The organism is Cylindrospermopsis raciborskii Cr2010, assembly GCF_003367075.2.
In the GTDB taxonomy this organism is placed as follows: domain Bacteria; phylum Cyanobacteriota; class Cyanobacteriia; order Cyanobacteriales; family Nostocaceae; genus Raphidiopsis; species Raphidiopsis raciborskii.
On record NZ_CP065936.1, the window covers coordinates 1706142 to 1730260 of the forward strand.

Sequence of the window (24119 nt, forward strand, 5' to 3'; positions counted from 1 at the left end):
GGTGTATTGGGGTTGTATTAATTGGGTGATGGAGTTAGATTCTCTCTTATATCAATTTTACCTGTGACAGCAGCTGAGATGAGTGCTGTTCGGTATTCTTTGAGTTTGTCAATACTGATGCGGGTCTTGGTGACTAGGGTGTCGATTTTGGCAGTTTCTCTATCTAGGAATTGGGCGATCGCTTGTTGTTCAGAGAGGGGGGGGAGGGTGATGAAAAGACTGGTTATTTGTTCTGGGCTAACACGAGGCATTTTAGTCCCATAGGTAAAAGAGTTAACCTGATTAATAAATCCTTCTGCGATTAGTTGATAAAAAAGAAACTTACCATTGACCTCTTGACTCGTTTTTAATGCCAATAACTCAGTAGTACTTACCCCTTGAAACTCAGCCAAAAATACTTTTGCTAAGTAGGGACGTAGCTTGCCGAAAAGTACGTCACCCTTTTCAAAACAAGAAACTGTGCTTTCCACATTCTCTACAGGAGTATCTAATAAAAGTCTTCCCGTTTTTGATTCAATGTGTTCAAGTCCGAGGTAAGGTAGGTGGTCGGGTTTTTGAGTTAACTTCACCGAAGAGACTGGCGCTACATATTTCAATCGTATCATTTTCCAACCCTCCGGAATTTTTCCCAACCACTCAATCCCAGAATCCTTCATCGGAGCATCAGGATTTAGTCCCTTAGTGACCGCATGGCTAATCAGTGCGGTGCGCTTCTCCTTGAGAAGTTCGATTAATCGCTCCTTCTTGGCAATCAAGGTGTCGATTTTGGCAGTTTCTCTATCTAAAAATCGGGCGATCGCTTGTTGTTCAGTGAGGGGGGGAGCAGGAATACGAATAGAGCGAATTTTCTCTTGATTTATGTTTGGTTGTCCTCCTCCGGAAGACAAGAGTATCAATTCATTTCTCCTCATCCATAGCCAGTAAAATGCAAATTTTGCATTTATCGAAATTGGATTAGCTAATGCACAACAGGCTTGATTAGTACAAGCAGTTATCCCAAGGATACCTAATCGCCCAATTGTTGCCCCATACATGGCTATGAGCAAGGTTCCAGGAGGATATAAATTTAAAACAGAATGATCTAGTAAAGCCTTGTTGGTTAGCTTAGCACTTGTATCAGTGATTACCTTTTCTCTTAGCTCTGATGTATTCACCCAAGGAATGTTACCTTCGTAATAGTCATAATGATTAGTAGAAGGTGTTGTTCCACTTCCTATTTTTTGGAAAGCATGACTAACTTTCCTCACCTCCCAACCCTCCGGAATTTCCCCCAACCACTCAACCCCAGAATCCTTATACGCTGGATACCGCTTCCATCCTCTCTCCTGCTTAATCTCTACCTCACTCATCCTGCTACCTCCCGCAACATTTCCAGTATATCCCCTTCAATTGCCTTAATTTCCGCTTCAATCTCCTCTAACGCCCGTGGGGGCTCATACTTATAAAAATACCGGTTGAAATTAATTTCATAGCCCACCTTGCCAATCTCTCCATCCTTAACATCCCGCACGCTCTCGCTAATCCAAGCATCAGGTACATGGGGGGCCACTTCCCGCTGAAAATACTCCCTAATATCCTCCTTGAGTGGCACATTCTCAGTATCTCTTAACTCAGAATCAGCTTCAGGATGTCCCTGCTTATCCTCACAAACCTTCCCGGTGTCGTCTCGCTCAGAAAGTGCAGCAAGAATTGCCTTGTAAACCGGCGCTCCTATCGTTAATCCTTGGGACTTTATCGCTTTCTTTAACACCTTCTCAAATTGGTCACGATCTTTATATAATGTATCTGGTAAGTTATAAAGCATGGACAAAATTAGCCTCTGCTGCTCCCTGCCAGCCTGTTCCTCAGTTGCCTTTACCTCGGCGCTCTTTTTCTTGCTTACCGCCAAACTAATAAATCCAGGTTGCTCCTTAATCTTTACTATGCGCTCCGGTGATGCCTGAAAGTTTAATCGCAGGGGACGCTCAACAGTAATTTTACGATAACCAAAATCTTGAGTGTCAAAAATCTTGCTGACTTCTGAAGACTCAAAACTCTGGAAAATTCTGGTTATCTCCTCAATATACTGGGAACTGACCTCCCGTCGCTTACTCCCTAAACTCTTCCGCATCGGTATCCAAAACTCAGAGGCGTTAATGAGTTGCACCTTCCCTTTTCTCTCAGGAGACTTGTGGTTGGTTAGAACCCAGATGTATGTGGCAATACCCGTGTTATAAAAAAGCTGCTCGGGCAAAGCTGCGATCGCTTCTAACCAGTCATTCTCCAAAATCCACCGCCGAATCTCGCTCTCGCCACTTCCCGCATCTCCGGTAAACAATGGCGAACCATTCATCACTATGGCCACGCGACTTCCACCCTGCTCAACCGGTTTCATACGTGAGAGCATGTGCTGCAAAAATAGGAGTTGACCATCACTTATGCGTGGTGTTCCTGCTGAAAAACGACCACCTGGTTTTTGCGCTTCCGCTTCCACTGCATCTTTGTCCCGCTTCCAATCTTTTCCGTAGGGTGGATTGGCCAGGAGATAGTCAAAGGTTCTGTCGCTGTGCTGATCATGGGAAAGAGTACTGCCAAATTTAATATTTTCAGCATCTTTGCCATCTATGCTCTTCATATACAGATCGGATTTGCACACCGCAAAGGTTTCCGGATTCACTTCCTGTCCAAAAAGAAATACTTGAGCTTTGGAATTGAGTTCGAGGATGCGATCTTTGGCAATAGTCAGCATTCCTCCTGAACCGCAGCAAGGATCGCAAACTGTGCGGTTAATGTATTCCTGGCTCAATTGGGCTTTATCCTGAGCGAAGATGAGGTTGACCATCAACTGGATAACCTCCCTCGGTGTGAAGTGTTCTCCCGGATTTTCATCCAGGGCCTCATTGAATTTACGGATTAGCTCCTCAAATATATATCCCATCTCCAGATTAGAAACTTTGTCCGGATGTAGGTCTATATTCTTAAACCGCTCAGTAACCAAAAATAGCAGCTCCGACTGTTCCAGCTTATCAATGGTGTTGGGAAAGTCAAATTTCTCCAACACTTCGCGCATATTGGCACTAAAGCTGTTAATGTATAGTTTCAAATTAGCAGCAAGGTGCTTGGGATCATCCAGCAGCTTCTGAAAGTCGTAGGGGGCGCTGTTGTAGAAAGCAAAGCCCGATTTCTTGCACAGGAAGGAGTCCAGGTTATCTAGTTTGTTTTTGTAATGGTCGTAGGCTTCTAAGACCTCCACTTTGGTTGGTTGAAGTACGCAGTCTAGGCGGCGCAACACGGTAAAAGGAAGAATGACATCTTGATATTTGCCACGCTTAAAGGTATCCCGGATAAGATCGGCGATACTCCAAATGAAATTGACCTTTTCTCCAAAATTTTGCATAATAATACTTGTATTTATAGATCAGGATTTTATATTTTCTCTGGGTCAATCCCAAGAGAACGTAGATAAGCAGCTAGTTTTTCTTTTTGTTGGCGCTCCTGTTCTTTAGCTTCTCGTTCCTGTTCTTTAGCCATGCGTTCCTGAGATGCGATCGCTTCCGCTAGCTCTTTAGCTTCTCGTTCCTGTTCCTTAGCCATGCGTTCCTGAGATGCGATCGCTTCTGCTCGCTCTTTAGCTTCTCGTTCCTGTTCTTTAGCGAGACGCTCTTGAGATGCGATAGTTTCTGCTTGCTCTCTAGCCAGACGCTCTTGAGATGCGATAGTTTCTGCTTGCTCTTTAGCCAGACGCTCACGAATAGCGATCGCTTCCGCTTGTTCCGCAAGCTCATTTCCTGTCAATAAGAGATTCCCCTTATTATCCCACCATCTTAACCACGGTGTGGGTGGTTTCTGGTTGTCATACAGTATTCCCAACTCTATACCCATCTCCGGTATGGCATAGTGTCCTCGCATATTCGCCTTTATTTCTTTGTATCTTTTTCTCTCTAAATGATATACCTCTAGTGTACCCTTAAACCCATTAAATATGGCATAATATGGTATCTTTACCGCTTGTTCATACACCCAAAACTTCCCCGCTTTTTTTAGTTTCCCGGTTTCTGGATCTATTTCATCCCCTTCTGGTGGAGGGGAACTGTCTTTTTCCTCCTTTCCATTTTTAGACGCGAATTCTATCACTATGAAGGGAGGTACTTTTTCCTTCCATAGCACATATGACCTTCTCAATTGCCCATTTAGTCTGGATGGCACTCCGGGAACATAGAACCAGTCTGGTGCTTCTACCCCTTTTTCTGGAGGATCTGTGAATCGCCAATATATGCCACTATCCTGTCCTATACAATAGTCTCCGTTGGGATGGATTTTTTTCAGTAATGGTTCAATTGATGTGGTTAATATTATGCTTTGTGGGTGTTCTTGGAAATTTTTCACAAAATCGTCATCGGAGTCCGGTAACTGGGTATGGTCTGGTAGGTCCAGGGGTTCCTCAGGGAGGGTTACATTTTGGGTGGTGGTTGAAGATTGGGGCACGGTAAGAGGGGGTACGGGGTTCATTTTTGCCCTCAGCTAGGGGGATTTAACCTAATTTTAGCAACTGTTTTTGGTTTCGTGTTGTTTTTTTTGACCGGTGAAATATCTGATAGTTTAGAACCCAACCCGCATTATATTTAGCATAAGGATTTTATATTTTCTCCGGGTCAATCCCAAGAGAACGTAGATAAGCAGCTAGTTTTTCTTTTTGTTGGCGCTCCTGAGATGCGATAGTTTCTGCTTGCTCTCTAGCCAGACGCTCCTGAGATGCGATAGTTTCTGCTTGCTCTTTAGCCAGACGCTCACGAATAGCGATCGCTTCCGCTTGTTCCGCAAGCTCATTTCCTGTCAATAAGAGATTCCCCTTATTATCCCACCATCTTAACCACTGTGTGGGTGGTTTCTGGTTGTCATACAGTATTCCCAATTCTATACCCATCTCCGGTATGGCATAGTGTCCTCGCCTATTCGCCTTTATTTCTTTGTATCTTTTTCTCTCTAAATGATATACCTCTAGTGTACCCTTAAAACCATTAAATATGGCATAATATGGTATTTTTACCGCTTGTTCGTACACCCAAAACTTCCCCGCTTTTTTTAGTTTCCCGGTTTCTGGATCTATTTCATCCCCTTCTGGTGGAGGGGAACTGTCTTTTTCCTCCTTTCCATTTTTAGACGCAAATTCTATCACTATGAAGGGAGGTACTTTTTCCTTCCATAGCACATATGACCTTCTCAATTGCCCATTTAGCCTGGATGGTACTCCGGGAACATAGAACCAGTCTGGTGCTTCTACCCCTTTTTCTGGAGGTTCTGTGAATCGCCAATATATGCCACTATCCTGTCCTATACAATAGTCTCCGTTGGGATGGATTTTTTTCAGTAATGGTTCAATTGATGTGGTTAATATTATGCTTTGCGGGTGTTCTTGGAAATTTTTCACAAAATCGTCATTGGAGTCCGGTAACTGGGTATGGTCTGGTAGGTCCAGGGGTTCCTCAGGGAGGGAAGTGGTTACATTTTGGGTGGTGGTTGAAGATTGGGGCACGGTAAGAGGGGGTACGGGGTTCATTTTTGCCCTCAGCTAAGGGGATTTAACCTAATTTTAGCAACTATTTTTGGTTTCGTGTTGTTTTTTTTGACCGGGGAAATATCTGATAGTTTGGAACCCAACCCGCATTATATTTAGCATAAGGATTTTATATTTTCTCTGGGTCAATCCCAAGGGAACGTAGATAAGCAGCTAGTTTTTCTTTTTGTTGGCGCTCCTGTTCTTTAGCTTCTCGTTCCTGTTCTTTAGCTTCTCGTTCCTGTTCTTTAGCCATGCGTTCCTGAGATGCAATAGTTTCTGCTCGCTCTTTAGCTTCTCGTTCCTGTTCTTTAGCCATGCGTTCTTGAGATGCAATAGTTTCTGCTCGCTCTTTAGCTAGACGCTCTTGAGATGCAATAGTTTCTGCTTGCTCTCTAGCCAGACGCTCTTGAGATGCGATAGTTTCTGCTTGCTCTTTAGCCAGACGCTCACGAATAGCGATCGCTTCCGCTTGTTCCGCAAGCTCATTTCCTGTCAATAAGAGATTCCCCTTATTATCCCACCATCTTAACCACGGTGTGGGTGGTTTCTGGTTGTCATACAGTATTCCCAATTCTATACCCATCTCCGGTATGGCATAGTGTCCTCGCCTATTCGCCTTTATTTCTTTGTATCTTTTTCTCTCTAAATGATATACCTCTAGTGTACCCTTAAAACCATTAAATATGGCATAATATGGTATCTTTACCGCTTGTTCATACACCCAAAACTTCCCCGCTTTTTTTAGTTTCCCGGTTTCTGGATCTATTTCATCCCCTTCTGGTGGAGGGGAACTGTCTTTTTCCTCCTTTCCATTTTTAGACGCAAATTCTATCACTATGAAGGGAGGTACTTTTTCCTTCCATAGCACATATGACCTTCTCAATTGCCCATTTAGCCTGGATGGTACTCCGGGAACATAGAACCAGTCTGGTGCTTCTACCCCTTTTTCTGGAGGTTCTGTGAATCGCCAATATATGCCACTATCCTGTCCTATACAATAGTCTCCGTTGGGATGGATTTTTTTCAGTAATGGTTCAATTGATGTGGTTAATATTATGCTTTGCGGGTGTTCTTGGAAATTTTTCACAAAATCGTCATTGGAGTCCGGTAACTGGGTATGGTCTGGTAGGTCCAGGGGTTCCTCAGGGAGGGAAGTGGTTACATTTTGGGTGGTGGTTGAAGATTGGGGCACGGTAAGAGGGGGTACGGGGTTCATTTTTGCCCTCAGCTAAGGGGATTTAACCTAATTTTAGCAACTATTTTTGGTTTCGTGTTGTTTTTTTTGACCGGGGAAATATCTGATAGTTTGGAACCCAACCCGCATTATATTTAGCATAAGGATTTTATATTTTCTCTGGGTCAATCCCAAGGGAACGTAGATAAGCAGCTAGTTTTTCTTTTTGTTGGCGCTCCTGTTCTTTAGCTTCTCGTTCCTGTTCTTTAGCCATGCGTTCCTGAGATGCAATAGTTTCTGCTCGCTCTTTAGCTAGACGCTCTTGAGATGCAATAGTTTCTGCTCGCTCTTTAGCTAGACGCTCTTGAGATGCAATAGTTTCTGCTTGCTCTCTAGCCAGACGCTCTTGAGATGCGATAGTTTCTGCTTGCTCTTTAGCCAGACGCTCACGAATAGCGATCGCTTCCGCTTGTTCCGCAAGCTCATTTCCTGTCAATAAGAGATTCCCCTTATTATCCCACCATCTTAACCACGGTGTGGGTGGTTTCTGGTTGTCATACAGTATTCCCAATTCTATACCCATCTCCGGTATGGCATAGTGTCCTCGCCTATTCGCCTTTATTTCTTTGTATCTTTTTCTCTCTAAATGATATACCTCTAGTGTACCCTTAAAACCATTAAATATGGCATAATATGGTATTTTTACCGCTTGTTCGTACACCCAAAACTTCCCCGCTTTTTTTAGTTTCCCGGTTTCTGGATCTATTTCATCCCCTTCTGGTGGAGGGGAACTGTCTTTTTCCTCCTTTCCATTTTTAGACGCAAATTCTATCACTATGAAGGGAGGTACTTTTTCCTTCCATAGCACATATGACCTTCTCAATTGCCCATTTAGCCTGGATGGTACTCCGGGAACATAGAACCAGTCTGGTGCTTCTACCCCTTTTTCTGGAGGTTCTGTGAATCGCCAATATATGCCACTATCCTGTCCTATACAATAGTCTCCGTTGGGATGGATTTTTTTCAGTAATGGTTCAATTGATGTGGTTAATATTATGCTTTGTGGGTGTTCTTGGAAATTTTTCACAAAATCGTCATTGGAGTCCGGTAACTGGGTATGGTCTGGTAGGTCCAGGGGTTCCTCAGGGAGGGAAGTGGTTACATTTTGGGTGGTGGTTGAAGATTGGGGCACGGTAAGAGGGGGTACGGGGTTCATTTTTGCCCTCAGCTAAGGGGATTTAACCTAATTTTAGCAACTGTTTTTGGTTTCGTGTTGTTTTTTTTGACCGGGGAAATATCTGATAGTTTGGAACCCAACCCGCATTATATTTAGCATAAGGATTTTATATTTTCTTCGGGTCAATCCCAAGGGAACGTAGATAAGCAGCTAGTTTTTCTTTTTGTTGGCGCTCCTGTTCTTTAGCTTCTCGTTCCTGAGACGCGATCGCTTCTGCTCGCTCTTTAGCTTCTCGTTCCTGTTCTTTAGCTAGACGCTCACGAATAGCGATAACTTCCGCTTGTTCTGCACGCTCATTTCCTGTCAATAACAAGTCCCCCTTATTATCCCACCATCTTAACCACGGTGTGGGTGGTTTCTGGTTGTCATACAGTATTCCCAATTCTATGCCCATCTCCGGTATGGCATAGTGTCCTCGCCTATTCGCCTTTATTTCTTTGTATCTTTTTCTCTCTAAATGATATACCTCTAGTGTACCCTTAAAACCATTAAATATGGCATAATATGGTATTTTTACCGCTTGTTCGTACACCCAAAACTTCCCCGCTTTTTTTAGTTTCCCGGTTTCTGGATCTATTTCATCCCCTTCTGGTGGAGGAGAACTGTCTTTTTCCTCCTTTCCATTTTTAGACGCAAATTCTATCACTATGAAGGGAGGTACTTTTTCCTTCCATAGCACATAAGACCTTCTCAATTGCCCATTTAGTCTGGATGGCACTCCGGGAACATAGAACCAGTCTGGTGCTTCTACCCCTTTTTCTGGAGGTTCTGTGAATCGCCAATATATGCCACTATCCTGTCCTATACAATAGTCTCCATTGGGATGGATTTTTTTCAGTAATGGTTCAATTGATGTGGTTAATATTATGCTTTGCGGGTGTTCTTGGAAATTTTTCACAAAATTGTCATCAGAGTCTGGTAACTGGGTATGGTCTGGTAGGTTGAAAGGTTCCCTAGGGGGAGTTACATTTTGGGTTGAAGGTTGGGACACGGTTGGTAAGAGGGGGTTTTCCCCTCAGCTCAGGGGGATTTAACCTAATTTTAGCAACTTTTTTTAGTTTGGTAATCAGGGGATCTCATTGATCTTCGGGGGTTGGGTTGAGAAAACCCAGCCTACAAAGGGGGCTGAAATGTCTTTATCAAGATTAGAACGGACGATTGCGAAGCACTCCCTAGGAGAGATCCCACGGTGTTCAGATTTTAAAAACTATATATAAAAACTATATATTAATTTTTCTAATCTTTCTGAATCGCATAGCATAAGCTACCAATAAACCATCCTGAATGCTGAGGACTTTTGGCAATTTCGGATTGCATAGTTTCCGTTCTAACTTTTAGGGCGGTAAAAAATTCTTGTAAATTATAGGTTTTGGAACCGTCTTCCTCTCCGGTTCTGGTTTGCCAATCCCATTCTTTCCACCAATTGGGAACCGCTAAGGAAGGAGTATTTAGATCAAACTGTAAGTTATAAATACCCGGTTCAGATAATTTATCAGGTTGGATCACTGCTGCAAATTTGGCTTGATTTTCTTTGGGCAGAATTTGCCAATCTTTTAATTCTATGGCTGAAATTATTTCTGAATTGCTATCTACCTCTACAAACTTACGATTAAACCTATCTAACTTTTTACCTTTTATCTGGGCTTGAATCATACTTAGATCTACCAGTAAACTATATTCTGAATGGAGTAAATTCACTGTATAGTTAATGGTTGAACTCTGCTTTAAAGAAGAATTCAATTTTAGCATTTCCTGGTTGCCTTTGCTAACCGTAACCCCCTCCTTCGCTAGGGCAAAAACTTCAGTAATCCCCTGTGGTAAGGATATGGGTGTCCCATCTAAAACAGAGATTTTATCCAATACATGATCGGGATGAAAGATCATTAAGTTGCTGTTATCACTATTTAGTAAATCCTGGTTTGTATTGTATTTTTTGAGCTGACTAAAGTAGTGCTTAATATCCCCATAGGGTCCGATAAATAATACATAAAATGGACGAAACTTTGCTGGTTCTTGACCTGTGCTGTAGTTAAAACTTCTTGGATTGTTACCTTCTAAATAAATCTTACCATCAAAGTCACTTTTAATAGCCCAAATTCCTACCGCATAATCTCGATTCTCAATATTATAATAAGTGTCATTAATTACTTTATTTAGTTTGGTTACGTCTCCACTATTTTGCTGCAAATCAGTAATAATGACAGTCATTTTTTTCTGCTCCTTTTCTGGGGGAACAATAGCAGCATCTATGGGACTGGAAACTTCTGGAAACTGGTTACTACTGCCATCATAAAATACGGAACTAATTCCAGAATTGTAGTATTCACTACTGGTAATTTTTTGCATGGGACTACCAATTCGATAATATTCAACTGGTAATTTATCACTTAACTCAAATACATTTCTGATAGATCTAAGAGTCTTAACATAATTGGTTTCTCCGCCCTTCACATATCCTAACATGGAGCCACTACCATCTAGGTAAATGCTCACATTGAGATTATTTGATTTACTAGTATTAGTATTCTCCACAGGAGTATGGGGAAGTTCGCATTTTAGCTCTTCTTCCTTGTTACAAGCTACTATAAAAAGACTAAGTAACAAGACAATCAAGCCTTTGCGGAAGTATACTTTGTGTATCATTTTTAACTCCTATTTGTCAAAACTATTTTATTACTAATTCTATTCTGTCAGCAATATTATTACTGATTATAAAATAATATTAAGTAACTTTACCACCAGTTCTATTGCAAATCATAGAGTAGTATGTTAGCATAAGGAAAAATAACCATACTGAGTTTCAACCAAACGACAACAGGAACACTACAAAAAATAAGGGGGGTCAATGAGATCGAGGGAAATGATTACAATTATTGTACTCTTCTTAGTTGGTGGCATAGCAATGTTTTGGGGACAAAAGCTGCTCTATGAGAATCAAATTGTACCTATTCAGCAAATACCAGTAGGTTCTTGGCTGGCTAGTGACTATAATACTGCCGCTATCGTCATGTTTCTTGCTTGTTTTATTCCAACAGTTATTTGGTGTGCACTAGCAGTTAGGAATCGCTTTAATGATGGAGCTGCTACACTTCGATGGAGATTACTGTGGTGGTTATTGGGGATAATACCAATGCTGACCATTGCGATCGCGGTTTTTTACATTAATCGGAGTAGCGAAGCCCAACTTTCACTGATTTTCTTTTTTCTGCTGGATGCCATCTGGCTATACTGGTTACCAACAGCAACCAGTTCCCCGGAAGCGGTAAAATACATTCCACCTTTCGCCTTTTTCTTGCGTCATAAAATAATGGGAGACTGAGGATAGATGTCAACTTATATAATTGGAATTGGTGGTACTGGGGCTAAATCCATTGAAGCAATCATTCAATTAACCTCCATTGGGCTCTTTGGGGAAGAGTCCCTAAAGTTATTGTTTGTGGACACTGATGAAACCAATGGGAATGTCAACAGAGCTTTAGAGAGTTTAGACATATATAATAAATGTTATGAACTGGGTTTACAAGGTAAACACCCGTGGATGAAAACAGCGATTCAATCCTTGCCTGTATGGTCACCATTTGCTGATAATGACAATGTTACCAACAAAAACCTGGCAGTTATTTTTAAATACAATCTGATTAAAGAAAATGATGCACCTCTAGGTAACTTGTTTGATGTACTTTATACATCAAAAGAGCGAGAAGCCAGCTTGGATGTGGGTTTTAGGGGAAGACCTAGCATTGGGGCGGCGGTGATGAGCCAAGTAAGAATGGATACTGCTGATAATGGTTTTTGGGGAAATTTGATGGGGCAAATTCAACGGGATGCTGGGGGAGGAAGGCGACCAAAAATCTTTTTATGTGGTTCAATTTTTGGCGGAACAGGAGCTTCAGGACTACCAACCATTGGCAGATTAATTCATAATAGACTGGAAACACTAAAAATTAGGGATAACGTAGATTTAGGTTGTCTATTTGTCTTACCTTATTTCAGCTTTACGCCTGAAGAGAATCCAGAGGAAGTTTATGCTCGTTCTGAACAGTTTCTTTTAAATACAGAGGCGGCACTCCGTTATTATGGCGGTCAACCTCAGGAAACATTTGACGTAGTCTATCTATTGGGCAATCAACAATTATCCCCAGTTAGGAAATTTAGTATAGGTAAAAACACTCAATGTAATGATCCTCACTTTATTGAACTCTATGCTGCATTGGCTGGGAGAGAATTTTTATTAAACCCCCTAACGGGTGAAAAAAAAGTGGTGTTAATGAACCGAGAAAATCCAAAAATCCTAAACTGGGGGGATATTCCAGACGATGAGAAAGTACGTGCAGAAATGTTGAAAGCCACCCGTTTTGCCTTTGCTTGGTTATCTAATATTGCCCCAGAATTAAAAAAAGCTAAGGACCTGGGAGAAAAGGAATTTAGACATCGTGCTGGTACGAGTTGGTTTGTGAAATTCTTCCCAGCTCCCAGAGGAATTTTGGGGGGAGGTAATAAGTCAAATGTTGATTTTAATGATGCTGAACAACAAAGAGCAATAGAAAAAATTACCGCTTGGTGTAAGGACTATTTGCGCTGGTTAGGGCATATTCATGAATCGCCAGGGGAAACTATTCAATTATTTCACGGAGATCACCTTAGAAATTTGAACGATTATAATTTAGCAAATTTAATATTTGCACAGGCTGACCCTCGAGATAGAAATAAAAAATCTGAGGACACAATTCAGAAACTCAAAGAAAGTTTAAAACCTGAAAAAATAGACCCTCCAAATTTGGGAACTATTGGTCTAGCCAAATCTTTATATCATGTTTGTTGATTAGATTCGCAGACTAAAAATGCTTGATTTAACATAATTCACAAGGTAAGTAATTTAGATATGGCTCATTTATTGTTACCCCAACTCAAAGATGATTGCGATGTTAAATCTGGAACTGCTGGTGTGTGGGATGCCCAAGCACCAACTACCTTTGATCAAGTTGGCACAAGTTTAGATTACGCGGCGCCAGGGGAAATCAAAAATATAAGTTCTGTGCCTACTATTTGGGCCCGTCCTTTATCAGTAGAAATGGCATTACATAATGATAAATATCCCATTCGGGAACAAATTATTGTCCAGTGGCAAGGAATGTTAACAGTTTTGGCTCTAGCTGAAGTGCGGGCATTTCCTATTAAGGCTCAACCTTTAGAATTGGGAGCTAGGAAAGATAAAAATCTTTTTGCTCGTTCTCTGTATGAGCTGTTACCAGATGACAGAAATAGTATTTACCAGCTCAATAATAATAAAAATCCCTGGGAAGATTTATATATTTTCACCTGGAATAATAACCCTGTGGGGATGACTTCTCCCAGCACCTTAGTTGTCCCATCAGAAGAAGGTATTTGGGATGGTTTACCTTGGTGGAATCCAATTAAAATGGGATTTGAACCTGTACATGGGTATTTGAATAGCACTGAAAAAGCCCAGTTAGTTTTTTGGTTAAACAACCTCAAAGAGGAAATTGGCAGAGCTAATGATGGAGAAAGAGATAATACTAAAAAAGCAGTAAATATCATATTTGGACTAATCAATGATTTTATTCGCAGTTTGGGAGTAACATCGGGACTTGATTTCCAATTAACCAATAATCAAACATTTTTCGATGTTTCCTTAAACAAGGGAGCTTTATGGGGACTAAATTTTCCCGTAAAGGTGCAACCAAGAGAATCTAATATTCGGGTTGTTCCTAGCATCAATAAACCCCATGTTAAACCCCTGTTAATCATCGATAGAGATATAGCTAACAGTTGGAATGAGCCATCCCAAAATATTTGGGTTCATGAAGGTAAAACCTTAGCTGCTTTACGCCCTGAAGATATAGAAAAATGGAATAAAAGTAGAGAAGTAATTTGTGTCAAGTCACAAGAGCTGTTTTTACCCGAATTGAAATTTATTGACCAGGGGGGAATATTACCTAATGCTCTACTTCCTGAAGGTGCCCAATCCCTAACATTTAAAAGTGCGCCTATTACACCCTTAATTCCCATTAATCCGATTCTATTGGATTACTTTACTCCAGAATATTTATCTAGCAAAATAGTCGGGTTTCAGATCAATAGAAATGGTGGTGGCACATCCTTAGTCAAAGTTACATTAACCATACCCTTGTATGGAATTAAGGAAGGGAGAACACCTCAGAATTTCTATGTTTACAAAGAATATCCTCTTTTAGAGGAAAATATCATTTCCGAAGTTCCTGTGTTAGAAATATGGCCTAATTTCCAGGTGCAGGGATGGAAAGAATACTACGGCTTTTACTACGATGCTGGTTTAGGAGAAGAAACATTTCAAGTCAGTTTTCCTACTGCTGAAAAAACCCATAGTTTTTCAGAAAAAAATGAAATTTATCAAGTAGCTAAATTGAATGAGTTTCCATCTTTTCTTAAATGTAAAGATAATTACAAAAACACCATTGGTCTAATTTTATTACCAACTCCACAACCTATCAACCTAGGGGGTCAATGGGTAGTTGGTGTTGATTTTGGCACATCTTTTACCAATGTCTATGTCAATAAAAATGACAGATTGGTAGAACGTTTAGATCTAGAAAATCTCCACTGTCAAGTTACTGATGTTTCTATTGATACTAGATTCCCTGCCTTATTTGAATTTTTCATTCCCGAAAATTTTATCCCTGAAGATAAGCCTTTTCCCCTTTCTACTGTGCTGACAACTAAGGGTAAAACTAATGCTGGGGAAGACCAGGTAAGTCCAATTTTGGATGGTCGTATTTATATTCCTGATCTCCAATCGTTTGATCCTGAACAACCATGGATAAAAACTAACCTGAAATGGACAACTACTAACCTGACCGCTAACGAACTGTTTCTCAAACATTTGGCATTGCATATTACAGCTTTAGCGGCTAAGAATGGTGTAAGAGAGATTCAATGGTCTTTATCATTCCCCTCCGCCTTTTCTTCAACAGAACAGAATAGATATATTAAGAGGTGGAGTTTATTAACTGGAGCATTAGTAGATACTACGGGAATTATCCATAAGACTCCCACAAGAGATGATCCTAATTATTTTAAGACTGAAAGTCTAGCAGTTGGACAATACTTTGCTGAACAAGAAGGATATGATTTAGTTGGTAGTACTTGTATTGATATGGGCGGTGGGACTTCAGACATTTCTATTTGGCAAGATGATCAACTGCTAGATCAGTGTTCTATTTTGTTAGCGGGTAGGGAGTTATTTTCCCAGTTTATAGAAATGAACCCTGATTTTTTGAAAAAATTAGATCCAAATATCAAAGACATTAAGGGTAAGCTCAAGGGTGCTGCTTTCTATGCTAAATTGGATGTTTGGATGCGTTTAGAATCAGCCAATTGGCTAGAAAAGAAAAGAGACAGATTTGAAGAAGATAGGGAATTTCAAGGACTTATACGTCTGATGGCAATTGGTATTTCTGGGTTATACTTCTATATAGGTCAAATTCTCTCTGTTTTGTCTCAAGAGCAAAAATACTCTAGAGATGAAATTACATCGGTTTATATTGGTGGCAATGGCTCTCGTTTATTACACTGGTTAGCAGAAGGTGGTGAATTTAATCGCCATTCAGAAATTAATGCTTTGTTTAATAAAATGATGAGTATTGCTGCCAAATTACCTCAGACAGACCAACCCACACTTCTAAGTCAAAACCCCAAGGATGAAGCTGCTTGTGGTTTGGTTTTAAGAGAGAGAAGATTAAGAGGTTTGGGTAGGAATGATAGAGATCCGATTATTGCTGGTGAGGACTGTATTATTAATGGTCAAACTTTTGACTATCACGATCGTTTAAATTTCAGAAGTGATATTAGTACATATCAAATCTCTTTCAATCAGTTGAAATTGTTTTTAAATTCCTTTCATACCAGCCTAGATGAACTACGTATTGAGGGTGTGAAACCATTAGAAACCTACCAGGTTAAGGAAAATTTAGATGACCCAGATCCAGACTACAATGCAAAATTGTGGCGTGCAACAGAAAGAGAATTGAGAAATGATCTTAATAGTATCCGAGGTAGTATTGAAGATATTAGGCAAGAACCACCTTTTATAATGGCATTAAAAGCTCTTTTGAGGGTTCTAGGCAAAGAATGGGCCGGAAAGTAAGACCGCAGATTACAAGTGGGCAAACTAAATTGCCCGCTCCCTTGCCCAAAGTTTATCATTTATATAATGTGGAGGTTAAAGATGCAAGATTGTCCTGTATGTGGGTGGAAATATAACAAGTATAATATAAGTATAGAAACAGGTGAGTTTTGTCCACAATGTGGTTGGCATTTGTTCCCAGCTCCTCATAATATGAGAGCAGTATCAGGTGAACTACAAACAGTAAAGTGGGCCAGAAAAACCTGGGACAGATTATCTCAATTGCAGAAGGAATGTTCACTTTTACAGGAAAGAAATCATTCATTACTAAAACAATATTTGGCAAAAATAGAGGATATCCAGGCTAATACTCAGAATTTGCCAGAAATGCTCAGTATTCTACGGCAAATTAATGAAAAAAGCCAAGAAAAAGACTCTTTCGGTAATCAAACACAAACAACTAGGCCTGGGGATTATGAGGAGGATAAACAAGTAAGTAACTATGAAATTGATGACCCAGAAATAACTAGTTTGGTGGAGAATTATAATAATCACGCGGAATTTACAGATAAGATAGATGTTTCTGAAACGGAAGAAAGCAAGTCTCATCGTTGGTCTGGTGGCAAAGATCCAGCAATTTTTGAGTTGAATTCCAGAGGTAGGGGAGACTATTGGATTATTGCTAATCAATATTTGGTGCCAAAACTCAAGCATAAAATTAATCAGCACAGTTATAAAACTATATCAGTGTTATTTGATTTCCGGAATTATGACGACAATGAGCATGTAAGTTTAGATGATATGATGCTGGTTAAACCTGCTAAGGTTATCCCTATTCCTAATCAAGAAAAATGGCAATTACAAGACACTGGAATCTTAGAGTTTAAAACACAAATATAAGCCCAAACATAAAAATTAAAAAAACTTATAAAAAACTATGAATAAACTTATGAAACACCACTTTTACCTGACCCTCACATTATCTAGTATATTGCTCTTGGTTTCTCCCGTTCGTGCTGTAGATGATCTGGTGCAAGATCCACCACCGGGTAATATAACTAATATTGCCATAGGTGTCAATCAGCAACAGAATATCCCAGAAAAATTTGCAGGGTTAAAAAATGCGGTAAGATCCTTCAATCGGAATTTAAAGAATTTTGTTCAAGATAAAAAAGATACTGGAAATTTGAACTCTCGTGCGGTTCTTGCCCAAATTAATGACCTAAAGCAGGAGATTGCTACCTTACCTCAAACTCCCCTCTTATCTCCCCCGGTTGCTAGGAGTAATGCTATCCTTAAAGAACTTGACCGTGCTACCAAATACTTGGAAAATGGATTAGAACCGAAAGGAGTAACTGGAATACAAAAATATTTGGGGTTTTTTGCCAAAAAAAAAGTAAACAAAAAATATTATGGAAACTTTGGCAAAACAACACAGGAAGAAATAGAGAAATTTACTAATGCAAAAATCCAACAGTTAGAAAAGGAGATTACAACCATTCAATCTTTGACTGGTAAAACTGGGATAAAATCAGTAGCAGTATTAAGTACTAACAGTATTAGCAATATCCCAATTTCCTCCACCAAAGTGGATCCTAAGTCAAATAATAATGAACCCAATAATAATGCGAAAGAACTCGCAGCACTCAAAAGTAGATTAGATGGAATGGAGAAAACAGCAATAATCATAGGTTTGATCTTTTTCATCGGTATTTTTGTTTGTATATATGTATTGTCTCAAATCATAGGAAATCCAGAAATGATCAAACGACTTAACAGACTTGATCAATCTAACAATAATACTATGAAAAAGTTCAATTATTTAGAAACCCAGTTAGAGGTCATACGAGATAAGCAAAAAACTTTAATTGAGAAAATCAATAACTTAAGTAAATTAGATAGGTTTAATGGTGAGCAAGTTTCAATTCCCGAACCTCCTAAACTACCAGTAGATAAACGTTATCAATCACAAAAATTACCATTCATACCCAATAATTTGGAAAATCCTATCATTGTACTCTATAACAACAAGGCTAATGTGCTAATTGATAGAGCAATTCCAGTGTCGGAGGCTAAACTTACAGCTTATGAGCGTCGCTTGGGTCGTTATACTCAACCTGTTTTAGAGGAAACTAGACGGGGTAATTATTGGGTTATCATCGAAGGTACTGTGAACTATCTTGTTCCTAAATTTGACATCAGAATTAATAGTCATAATTATAGTACAATATCTCTATTTTTTGAGTGTTTTAAATATGATCACAAGAGCATAAATGATTTTAAGGATTTTAGACTGATTAGTCCGGCAATAGTTTCCTCAACCGGTGACAAATGGGAGTTAGTTGAACGGGGAGAGTTGGAATTTTAACCCATATTTCATACTTCAACCCAACCTACGTTCATATTATATTTAATTCCACCCACCCACTTATATATAAACCCAAACATAAAAATGACCAATATGGAACTAACTTATGAAGTACCGTTTGAAGTACCATTTTTACCTCACCCTCACATTATCTAGCATATTACTGTTGTTTCCCCATGTTCGTGCTGTGGATGATTGGGTGGAATATTTTGACCTAAAGCAGCGGATTTCTACTTTAAGTAGTAAGATTATTAATAGTAATACTCCAGCACCTGAATCCTTACCCACCAAGGTAGATCCTAAGCCAAATAATAATGCGAAGGAACTTGCGGAAATTAAAAGTAGATTAGATGAAATGGAAAAAGTCATAATAATGGTGGCTGTGCTATGTTGTGCTGGTATGTTTATTTGTTTATTTGTATTATTTCAAGTCACAGAAAATCCAAATTTGATTAAAGACTTTAACATAATTTATCGCTACCATAAGAGTAGTGTGATAAGACTCGATGCTTTGGAAAATCAATTACAGGTGGTGCTAGTTAGACAAAAAACCTTAACGGACACAATCAATAACTTAACTAACTCGGATAAGTCTGATGGTGAGCAAGTCTCCCCAATTCCTCAGCAAATCCCACAAGAAATTCCTCAACCTAAACCACCAACAGATCAACCATATCAAACACCAAAATTAGGACCCAATATTTTTGATAATCCTATAATAGCACTGTATAATGGCAAAGTTAAGTTGCTAGCTGATATGGTAATTAGAGTATCAGAGGTTAAACTTACAGCTCGCGACCGTCGTTCTGGTCGTTACACTAGGCCTGTTTTAGAAGAAAACAGACAGGGTAATTATTGGATTATCAATCAACGAAATATGATCTATCTTGTTCCTAAATTTAACATGAGAGTTACTAGTCGTAATTATGATGCTATATCTGTGTTTTTTGAATGTATTAAATATGATCCCAATAGTAGGAAAAGTTTTAAGTTGATTAATCCAGCAATCGTTTTCTTAAAGGGTAGTAAATGGGAGCTATTTCAACGGGGAGAGTTAGAATTTTAACCTATAATAATTTTAGCTGGTCTAATTAGTTTTAGTTACGTGGTAATTTAAATAACTGGAGTTGGAAAATGGTTAATTCAGATGATATCCTCGCTAGAATTCAAAAGATAGAAAGCTACCTATCTACAGCTGATGCAAGAAACAATGGCCCGGTCATGGTTACTGGTGCTTGTAATATGGAAAAAATTATTCCCGTAAATATCTCGGAAGAGGAAATAATAGAAGTTTATAATGAAGTACCCGGGGTTTTACTCAGAAACTCAATTGTTACACAGTTAACTGATGCAAGTTATCGGGATGGAGACCAGCCCATTATTTTACAACCCGATGACTATGGTAAGTATTGGTTAATTGTCTCGGATGAAGATAACATTTTTGTTATACCCTCTATTGAGGTTAAGTCTTATATTTATAGACTAAAAAGCATGGCTAAAGTATTTGATTTTCAGGGTGGTAGTCCTTCTACAGATAATCATTATTTATTAATTAAACCCGCAAGATTCCAGACTTTACCCAGTGGAAGGGAATGGAAAATGGAGGAAAAGGGGATTTTAGAGTTTACTAATCATGGTGGAAAAGATTCACTGGCTAAATCTTTGCACAAGTCTATACAGAATAATCAGACAAATACCAATTCGGAAATCTCGAAAATTCATCAGGAGTTAAATAAGATAAAATCTCAATTAGAACATATTTCTTCCCAGGGAGACTGGCAAGCTTCTATATCCGAAATAAGAGACAATCAAGCAAATACCAATTTGGAACTCATGAGAGCTAATCAACAATTAGACCGACAGTTAAATGAGATAAAATCTCAATTAGAACAAGTTACCCCCCAGGAAGATTGGCAATCTCTTATTTGGGAAATAAGAGATAATCAAGCAAATACCAATTTGGAACTCAGGAGAGCTAATCGACAGTTAGACCGTCAATTAAATGATATTAGCTCCCAACTGGAGCAGTTGAGATCCCAAGATATTAGACTCCAAATAGATTTACTCAGGGTACGCTTAGAATCTTTAGAGAGCAGGTCAAGTAGAGATTAACTAGAGTATTAAGTCTTCACGGATTAAAATGCCTATTGTATACTACTATGAAGACTTTTGATCCTGTCCACTCAACAATTTCTTCCATGAAACCACAACTCCTTGTTTATGTCCCACCCCATCCCTTAATTAAACACTGGTTGTCTGTAGCTCGTGAAGCAGCTACCCCTTCAGTGCTATTCCGCTCTGCTATTACCGAATTAGGAAGGTGGTTAACCTATGAAGCCACTAGAGAATGGCTACCTACTCAAGAAAGCGTAGTTCAAACACCTTTAGCTCCATGCTCAGCTACTTTTATCAATTCACAAGTACCCTTAGCAGCTGTCCCCGTTCTCCGTGGGGGATTGGGTTTATGGGAAGGAGCACAAACTGTGTTACCCTTAGCTAGTGTTTATCATTTGGGATTAACCCGAGATGAAAAAACCCTGGAACCATCCTGTTATCTCAATAAGTTACCGGAAAAATTTGCCCCCGACACTAGGGTCTTAATTGTCGATCCTATGTTGGCCACAGGAGGATCTATAATGGCAACAATGGCAGAATTGACACAAAGAGGTGTGGAACCAGCATTAACTCGAATTGTTTGTGTAATCGCGGCAAAACCTGCTTTGCAAAGACTAAATGCTGCTTATCCTCAATTGGTCGTCTACAGTGCCACTATTGATGAAAATCTAGATGACCAAGGATTCATTGTGCCGGGACTAGGAGATGCAGGCGATCGCATTTTTGGTACTTAAAAGCTACCATATTAGCTACTACTTATTGAAGGCGGTGAAAGTATGAGTCAGAAAGATGGGTTTGGCAGTGGGTTTCTACTGGGGACAATTGTTGGAGGTGTGGTAGGTGGCATTTTGGGCACGGTATTAGCATCGAGAAGGGAAAGAGCAGAAACGGAGGATGGAGGTAACAGTGATGATTTAGAAATGGGTAAAGGTGGGACGAGAAGAAAACACATGAAATCAGCAGTTAGTCAAGATCTCGCCATGGAAACAGCAAGGCGGTCTCTAGAAGACAAAATTGCCCAGCTCAATGCTACAATTGATGATGTGCGAGAACAATTAAACAGTGTTAATAGTAGTTCCCCTGGTTCTTCTCAATCCTCGTTAATTCAGGAATAATCATCTAAGGTAGAAACCTCTCCTAACTATGTATTTACTTTTCCAAACTTTAGCCTCCTTTGTGGAAATTTATAGCTACGTGCTAATTGTCAGAGTTCTGCTAACCTGGTTCCCACAAATTAACTGGTACAATCAGCCATTTGCTGCATTAAGTCAGGTTAGTGACCCCTATCTCAATCTGTTCCGCAATATCATTCCTTCCCTGGGAGGTATTGATATTTCGCCTATTTTGGCCTTCTTGGTGCTTAATATAGTCTCCAGTTTGTTGGAGAACCTTAGTAGTGCAACTTCTTTAGGGGGATTTTAGACCTAAGTAGGGAGGCACAATTATTTGTAGGATGGGTCGAGGAACGAGACCCATGCAGGCGTTGGGTTTCATACTTCAACCCAACCTACGTTCACCTTATATTTATACTTACACTCGGAAAACTAGGAAATACCTTGAGAACTTTCTAGCGAATACCTTTACCTGTGGGTATGATTTAAACAGGTATTAGTATCTATTTTCGGATCATGGCGCTAAATCCTGATGCTTTAAACTGTTTCAACTTGAGTGGAGTTGGTTGATTAGCTGGTACGGAAATTCTTAACTCAAAATTACTGATACCGGGTGGTACTTGGGCAATTGACCCCAAGCGGGAGCGATTTTGTAAGATGGGGTCATTATTCGCATCATAGATTCTACCATATACGTCAGCATCATAAACAGTTTTGTAAGTGCCATTTTGTGCCTTACCTGTGATGATAAAACAGTTAGCGAATCTGGAACTACCACTGACTACAGCACCTTGAGCTAGGTCTGAAGGACAATCTTGATAGGATAAATCGAATAGTTTAATACTAGTTAATGCTAAAGCTGATGGAGTAATTATCAATCCAAGAAAACTAGTTAAACAAACAAAAAAGACTAGGATAACTGATTTTAAACGCATAAACACACCTTGTATAAATCACTATTACTCACTCTTTAACTTTAGTGCTTCCGTCGTTGACACTCCCTCACCTTGAGAACCAAAATAGGATATAGTCAGAGCAGCTTCACCTCTGGTCACAGCTTTTTTAGGCTGAAATAGGGTTGTATATCCAAAAACCCTTCTAATATTTGATTGTTCCCCATTTTGAAAGTCAGCTAGGACTGGTCTAAGAGCTTTTAGGTCAATCTTTGCTGTATCCTGAAAGCCCCAGGTTTGCTTGACCGCTTCCGTACTAGCATTGGGGAGAGATTGACGAGTGTCTAAGGGAACTTTCCACATTAGGAGGTTTTCCCTGGTTAGAGGTGCATCGGGACGAAACAAGAGTTCCGTTGCATCTCCTGAGAGAGGACTGGCAATTAGTCCAGCTTCTGCTAAACCCTGAATAAAGGGAAAATCAACATCAGTGGGTGGAACATCTTTAAAGATGGGTTGGGAACCTGGGGATGGTAAACGGATTTTTTTAGCCTGCTTATTAGCATAGATCACATTGTTACCAGTTACTAACCATCTAGCAAACTCTCGACGTGTAATTATTTTGTTGGGTTCCAGTTTTTGTGGTTGCCCAGAATAGTTTTTAGTCTGTTGATTATTCCCCAGCACTTTATTATCTATGGACAAAACTCCCAACTTGCCTAAATCCTCAATTGGTTTTCTCCATTCTAATGGTACTTGTGGTAAATCGGTAAATTCCAGAGGATGGAAATTTTGATTGTAGTCAATTTGCGCTGTAGATTGTTGAGTGGTGTTGGTTGAATCAGTTATGGTCGGTGATGGCTCAGGTTGAGACGTTATAGTGGCTCCTAAATCAGTGTTGTTTAAGTTGTTATTCAACTGATATTCAATTGTTAATTCAGTGGAGCTTCCAGGTTGATTTGCACTGGTACTAGTGACCGTTGTAGGTTTAACAGTCACCTTCAATAATAGATCGGTTTTTCGAGCTTCAAAAATCCCATCTCCATCACTTCCTGGCTTTTGTAAAATTTGCCAGTTCTCTGTTTGCAGTTTACTAGCATAAAAACTGGCAATCATATTACTGGGATCAGAGCTTTCCCAGCGAGTTATTGAGTATTGTGAGTTATTTTGTGCCAGTTCAACTTCTATTAACTTAGCATTAGAATATAAGGGAATTATTTTAGGAAAATCACTAGGTAAACCAACAACAGGTGTCGGGGGTGTTTGTTGCTGCTGAGGAACACCAAAAAGTCCCGATCTCTCCTGTAGTCGCGAGTCCGCAGCCAAATTACGTTCCCAGTTTTTAGCACCGGGTGCGTTAGCACAGGCTGTTAAGGTAGATAGCGAAACAGCTATACTAATAAAAGTAGTGGAAAGTTTATAAATAACCACAGAAAATCACAAGTATGTTTAATATTAACTACTAGACTAGCATTCCTTAACTTACTCCTTACAACACCATCCCCGACCATAAATTTTAACTTATGGAATTTATGGACATCTGGAGTGCTAAACTAGAGATGAAC

17 protein-coding genes and 3 pseudogenes are annotated in these 24119 nt (G+C 39.7%); 10 read left to right on the forward strand and 10 right to left on the reverse strand.

What is annotated here, in order from left to right:
- Positions 1-17 precede the first annotated feature (17 nt).
- The 8 genes and pseudogenes from C6N34_RS07755 to C6N34_RS07790 form a co-directional block, all read right to left on the reverse strand.
- Positions 18-1349, reverse strand: a complete 1332-nt coding sequence (locus C6N34_RS07755) for a restriction endonuclease subunit S (RefSeq protein WP_115538179.1) — start codon at positions 1347-1349, stop codon at positions 18-20.
- Positions 1346-3376, reverse strand: coding sequence for a type I restriction-modification system subunit M (locus C6N34_RS07760; RefSeq protein ID WP_115538180.1), 2031 nt, complete (start codon positions 3374-3376; stop codon positions 1346-1348). The genes C6N34_RS07755 and C6N34_RS07760 overlap by 4 nt, the downstream gene beginning before the upstream one ends.
- 275 nt (positions 3377-3651) lie before the next feature.
- Positions 3652-4488, reverse strand: a pseudogene (locus tag C6N34_RS07765) (Uma2 family endonuclease); the annotation flags it as partial.
- Between the two features lie 127 nt (positions 4489-4615).
- Positions 4616-5536 carry a Uma2 family endonuclease gene (locus C6N34_RS07770; RefSeq protein WP_236107476.1) on the reverse strand — a complete coding sequence of 307 codons (921 nt, stop codon included), beginning with the start codon at positions 5534-5536 and terminating at the stop codon, positions 4616-4618.
- Positions 5537-5939: 403 nt separating this feature from the next.
- Positions 5940-6752 (reverse strand): annotated as a pseudogene (locus tag C6N34_RS07775) (Uma2 family endonuclease); the annotation flags it as partial.
- Between the two features lie 361 nt (positions 6753-7113).
- Positions 7114-7926 (reverse strand): annotated as a pseudogene (locus C6N34_RS07780) (Uma2 family endonuclease); the annotation flags it as partial.
- Between the two features lie 127 nt (positions 7927-8053).
- On the reverse strand, positions 8054-8938 hold the full coding sequence (locus C6N34_RS07785; protein ID WP_236107478.1) for a Uma2 family endonuclease: 885 nt from the start codon (positions 8936-8938) through the stop codon (positions 8054-8056).
- Between the two features lie 245 nt (positions 8939-9183).
- Complete coding sequence (locus C6N34_RS07790) at positions 9184-10590, reverse strand: hypothetical protein (RefSeq protein ID WP_115538195.1); 1407 nt, start codon at positions 10588-10590, stop codon at positions 9184-9186.
- 217 nt (positions 10591-10807) lie between these two features.
- Here C6N34_RS07790 and C6N34_RS07795 point away from each other — a divergent pair, with 217 nt between their 5' ends.
- The 10 genes from C6N34_RS07795 (at position 10808) to C6N34_RS07840 (ending at position 21974) form a co-directional block, all read left to right on the forward strand.
- On the forward strand, positions 10808-11266 hold the full coding sequence (locus C6N34_RS07795; protein ID WP_236107480.1) for a hypothetical protein: 459 nt from the start codon (positions 10808-10810) through the stop codon (positions 11264-11266).
- A gap of 6 nt (positions 11267-11272) precedes the next feature.
- Positions 11273-12769, forward strand: coding sequence for an FtsZ/tubulin family protein (locus tag C6N34_RS07800; RefSeq protein WP_115538197.1), 1497 nt, complete (start codon positions 11273-11275; stop codon positions 12767-12769).
- 60 nt (positions 12770-12829) lie between these two features.
- A complete protein-coding gene (locus C6N34_RS07805) occupies positions 12830-16090 on the forward strand; it encodes a hypothetical protein (protein WP_096547279.1) in 3261 nt (1086 codons plus the stop codon).
- An 81-nt stretch (positions 16091-16171) separates the two neighbouring features.
- On the forward strand, positions 16172-16969 hold the full coding sequence (locus tag C6N34_RS07810; protein ID WP_096547278.1) for a hypothetical protein: 798 nt from the start codon (positions 16172-16174) through the stop codon (positions 16967-16969).
- Positions 16970-17006: 37 nt separating this feature from the next.
- Entirely contained in the window at positions 17007-18437 is a 1431-nt protein-coding gene (locus C6N34_RS07815; RefSeq protein WP_147290736.1) for a hypothetical protein, read from the forward strand.
- Between the two features lie 106 nt (positions 18438-18543).
- A complete protein-coding gene (locus C6N34_RS07820; protein WP_115538199.1) occupies positions 18544-19503 on the forward strand; it encodes a hypothetical protein in 960 nt (319 codons plus the stop codon).
- 68 nt (positions 19504-19571) lie between these two features.
- A complete protein-coding gene (locus tag C6N34_RS07825) occupies positions 19572-20549 on the forward strand; it encodes a hypothetical protein (RefSeq protein WP_181406979.1) in 978 nt (325 codons plus the stop codon).
- Between the two features lie 86 nt (positions 20550-20635).
- Positions 20636-21286 carry a uracil phosphoribosyltransferase gene (upp, locus tag C6N34_RS07830; RefSeq protein ID WP_006275962.1) on the forward strand — a complete coding sequence of 217 codons (651 nt, stop codon included), beginning with the start codon at positions 20636-20638 and terminating at the stop codon, positions 21284-21286.
- A 42-nt stretch (positions 21287-21328) separates the two neighbouring features.
- The gene (locus C6N34_RS07835) at positions 21329-21667 is read left to right on the forward strand and encodes a hypothetical protein (RefSeq protein ID WP_115538200.1); all 339 of its coding nucleotides are present in this window, start codon (positions 21329-21331) and stop codon (positions 21665-21667) included.
- A gap of 28 nt (positions 21668-21695) precedes the next feature.
- Positions 21696-21974: a YggT family protein gene (locus tag C6N34_RS07840; protein WP_057179036.1), complete on the forward strand. Its 279-nt coding sequence runs from the start codon at positions 21696-21698 to the stop codon at positions 21972-21974.
- Between the two features lie 193 nt (positions 21975-22167).
- Here the strand turns inward: C6N34_RS07840 and C6N34_RS07845 are convergent, their stop codons facing one another.
- On the reverse strand, positions 22168-22599 hold the full coding sequence (locus C6N34_RS07845) for a hypothetical protein (protein WP_006275965.1): 432 nt from the start codon (positions 22597-22599) through the stop codon (positions 22168-22170).
- 24 nt (positions 22600-22623) lie between these two features.
- Positions 22624-23985, reverse strand: a complete 1362-nt coding sequence (locus C6N34_RS07850) for an S-layer homology domain-containing protein (protein WP_057179037.1) — start codon at positions 23983-23985, stop codon at positions 22624-22626.
- Positions 23986-24119 lie beyond the last annotated feature (134 nt).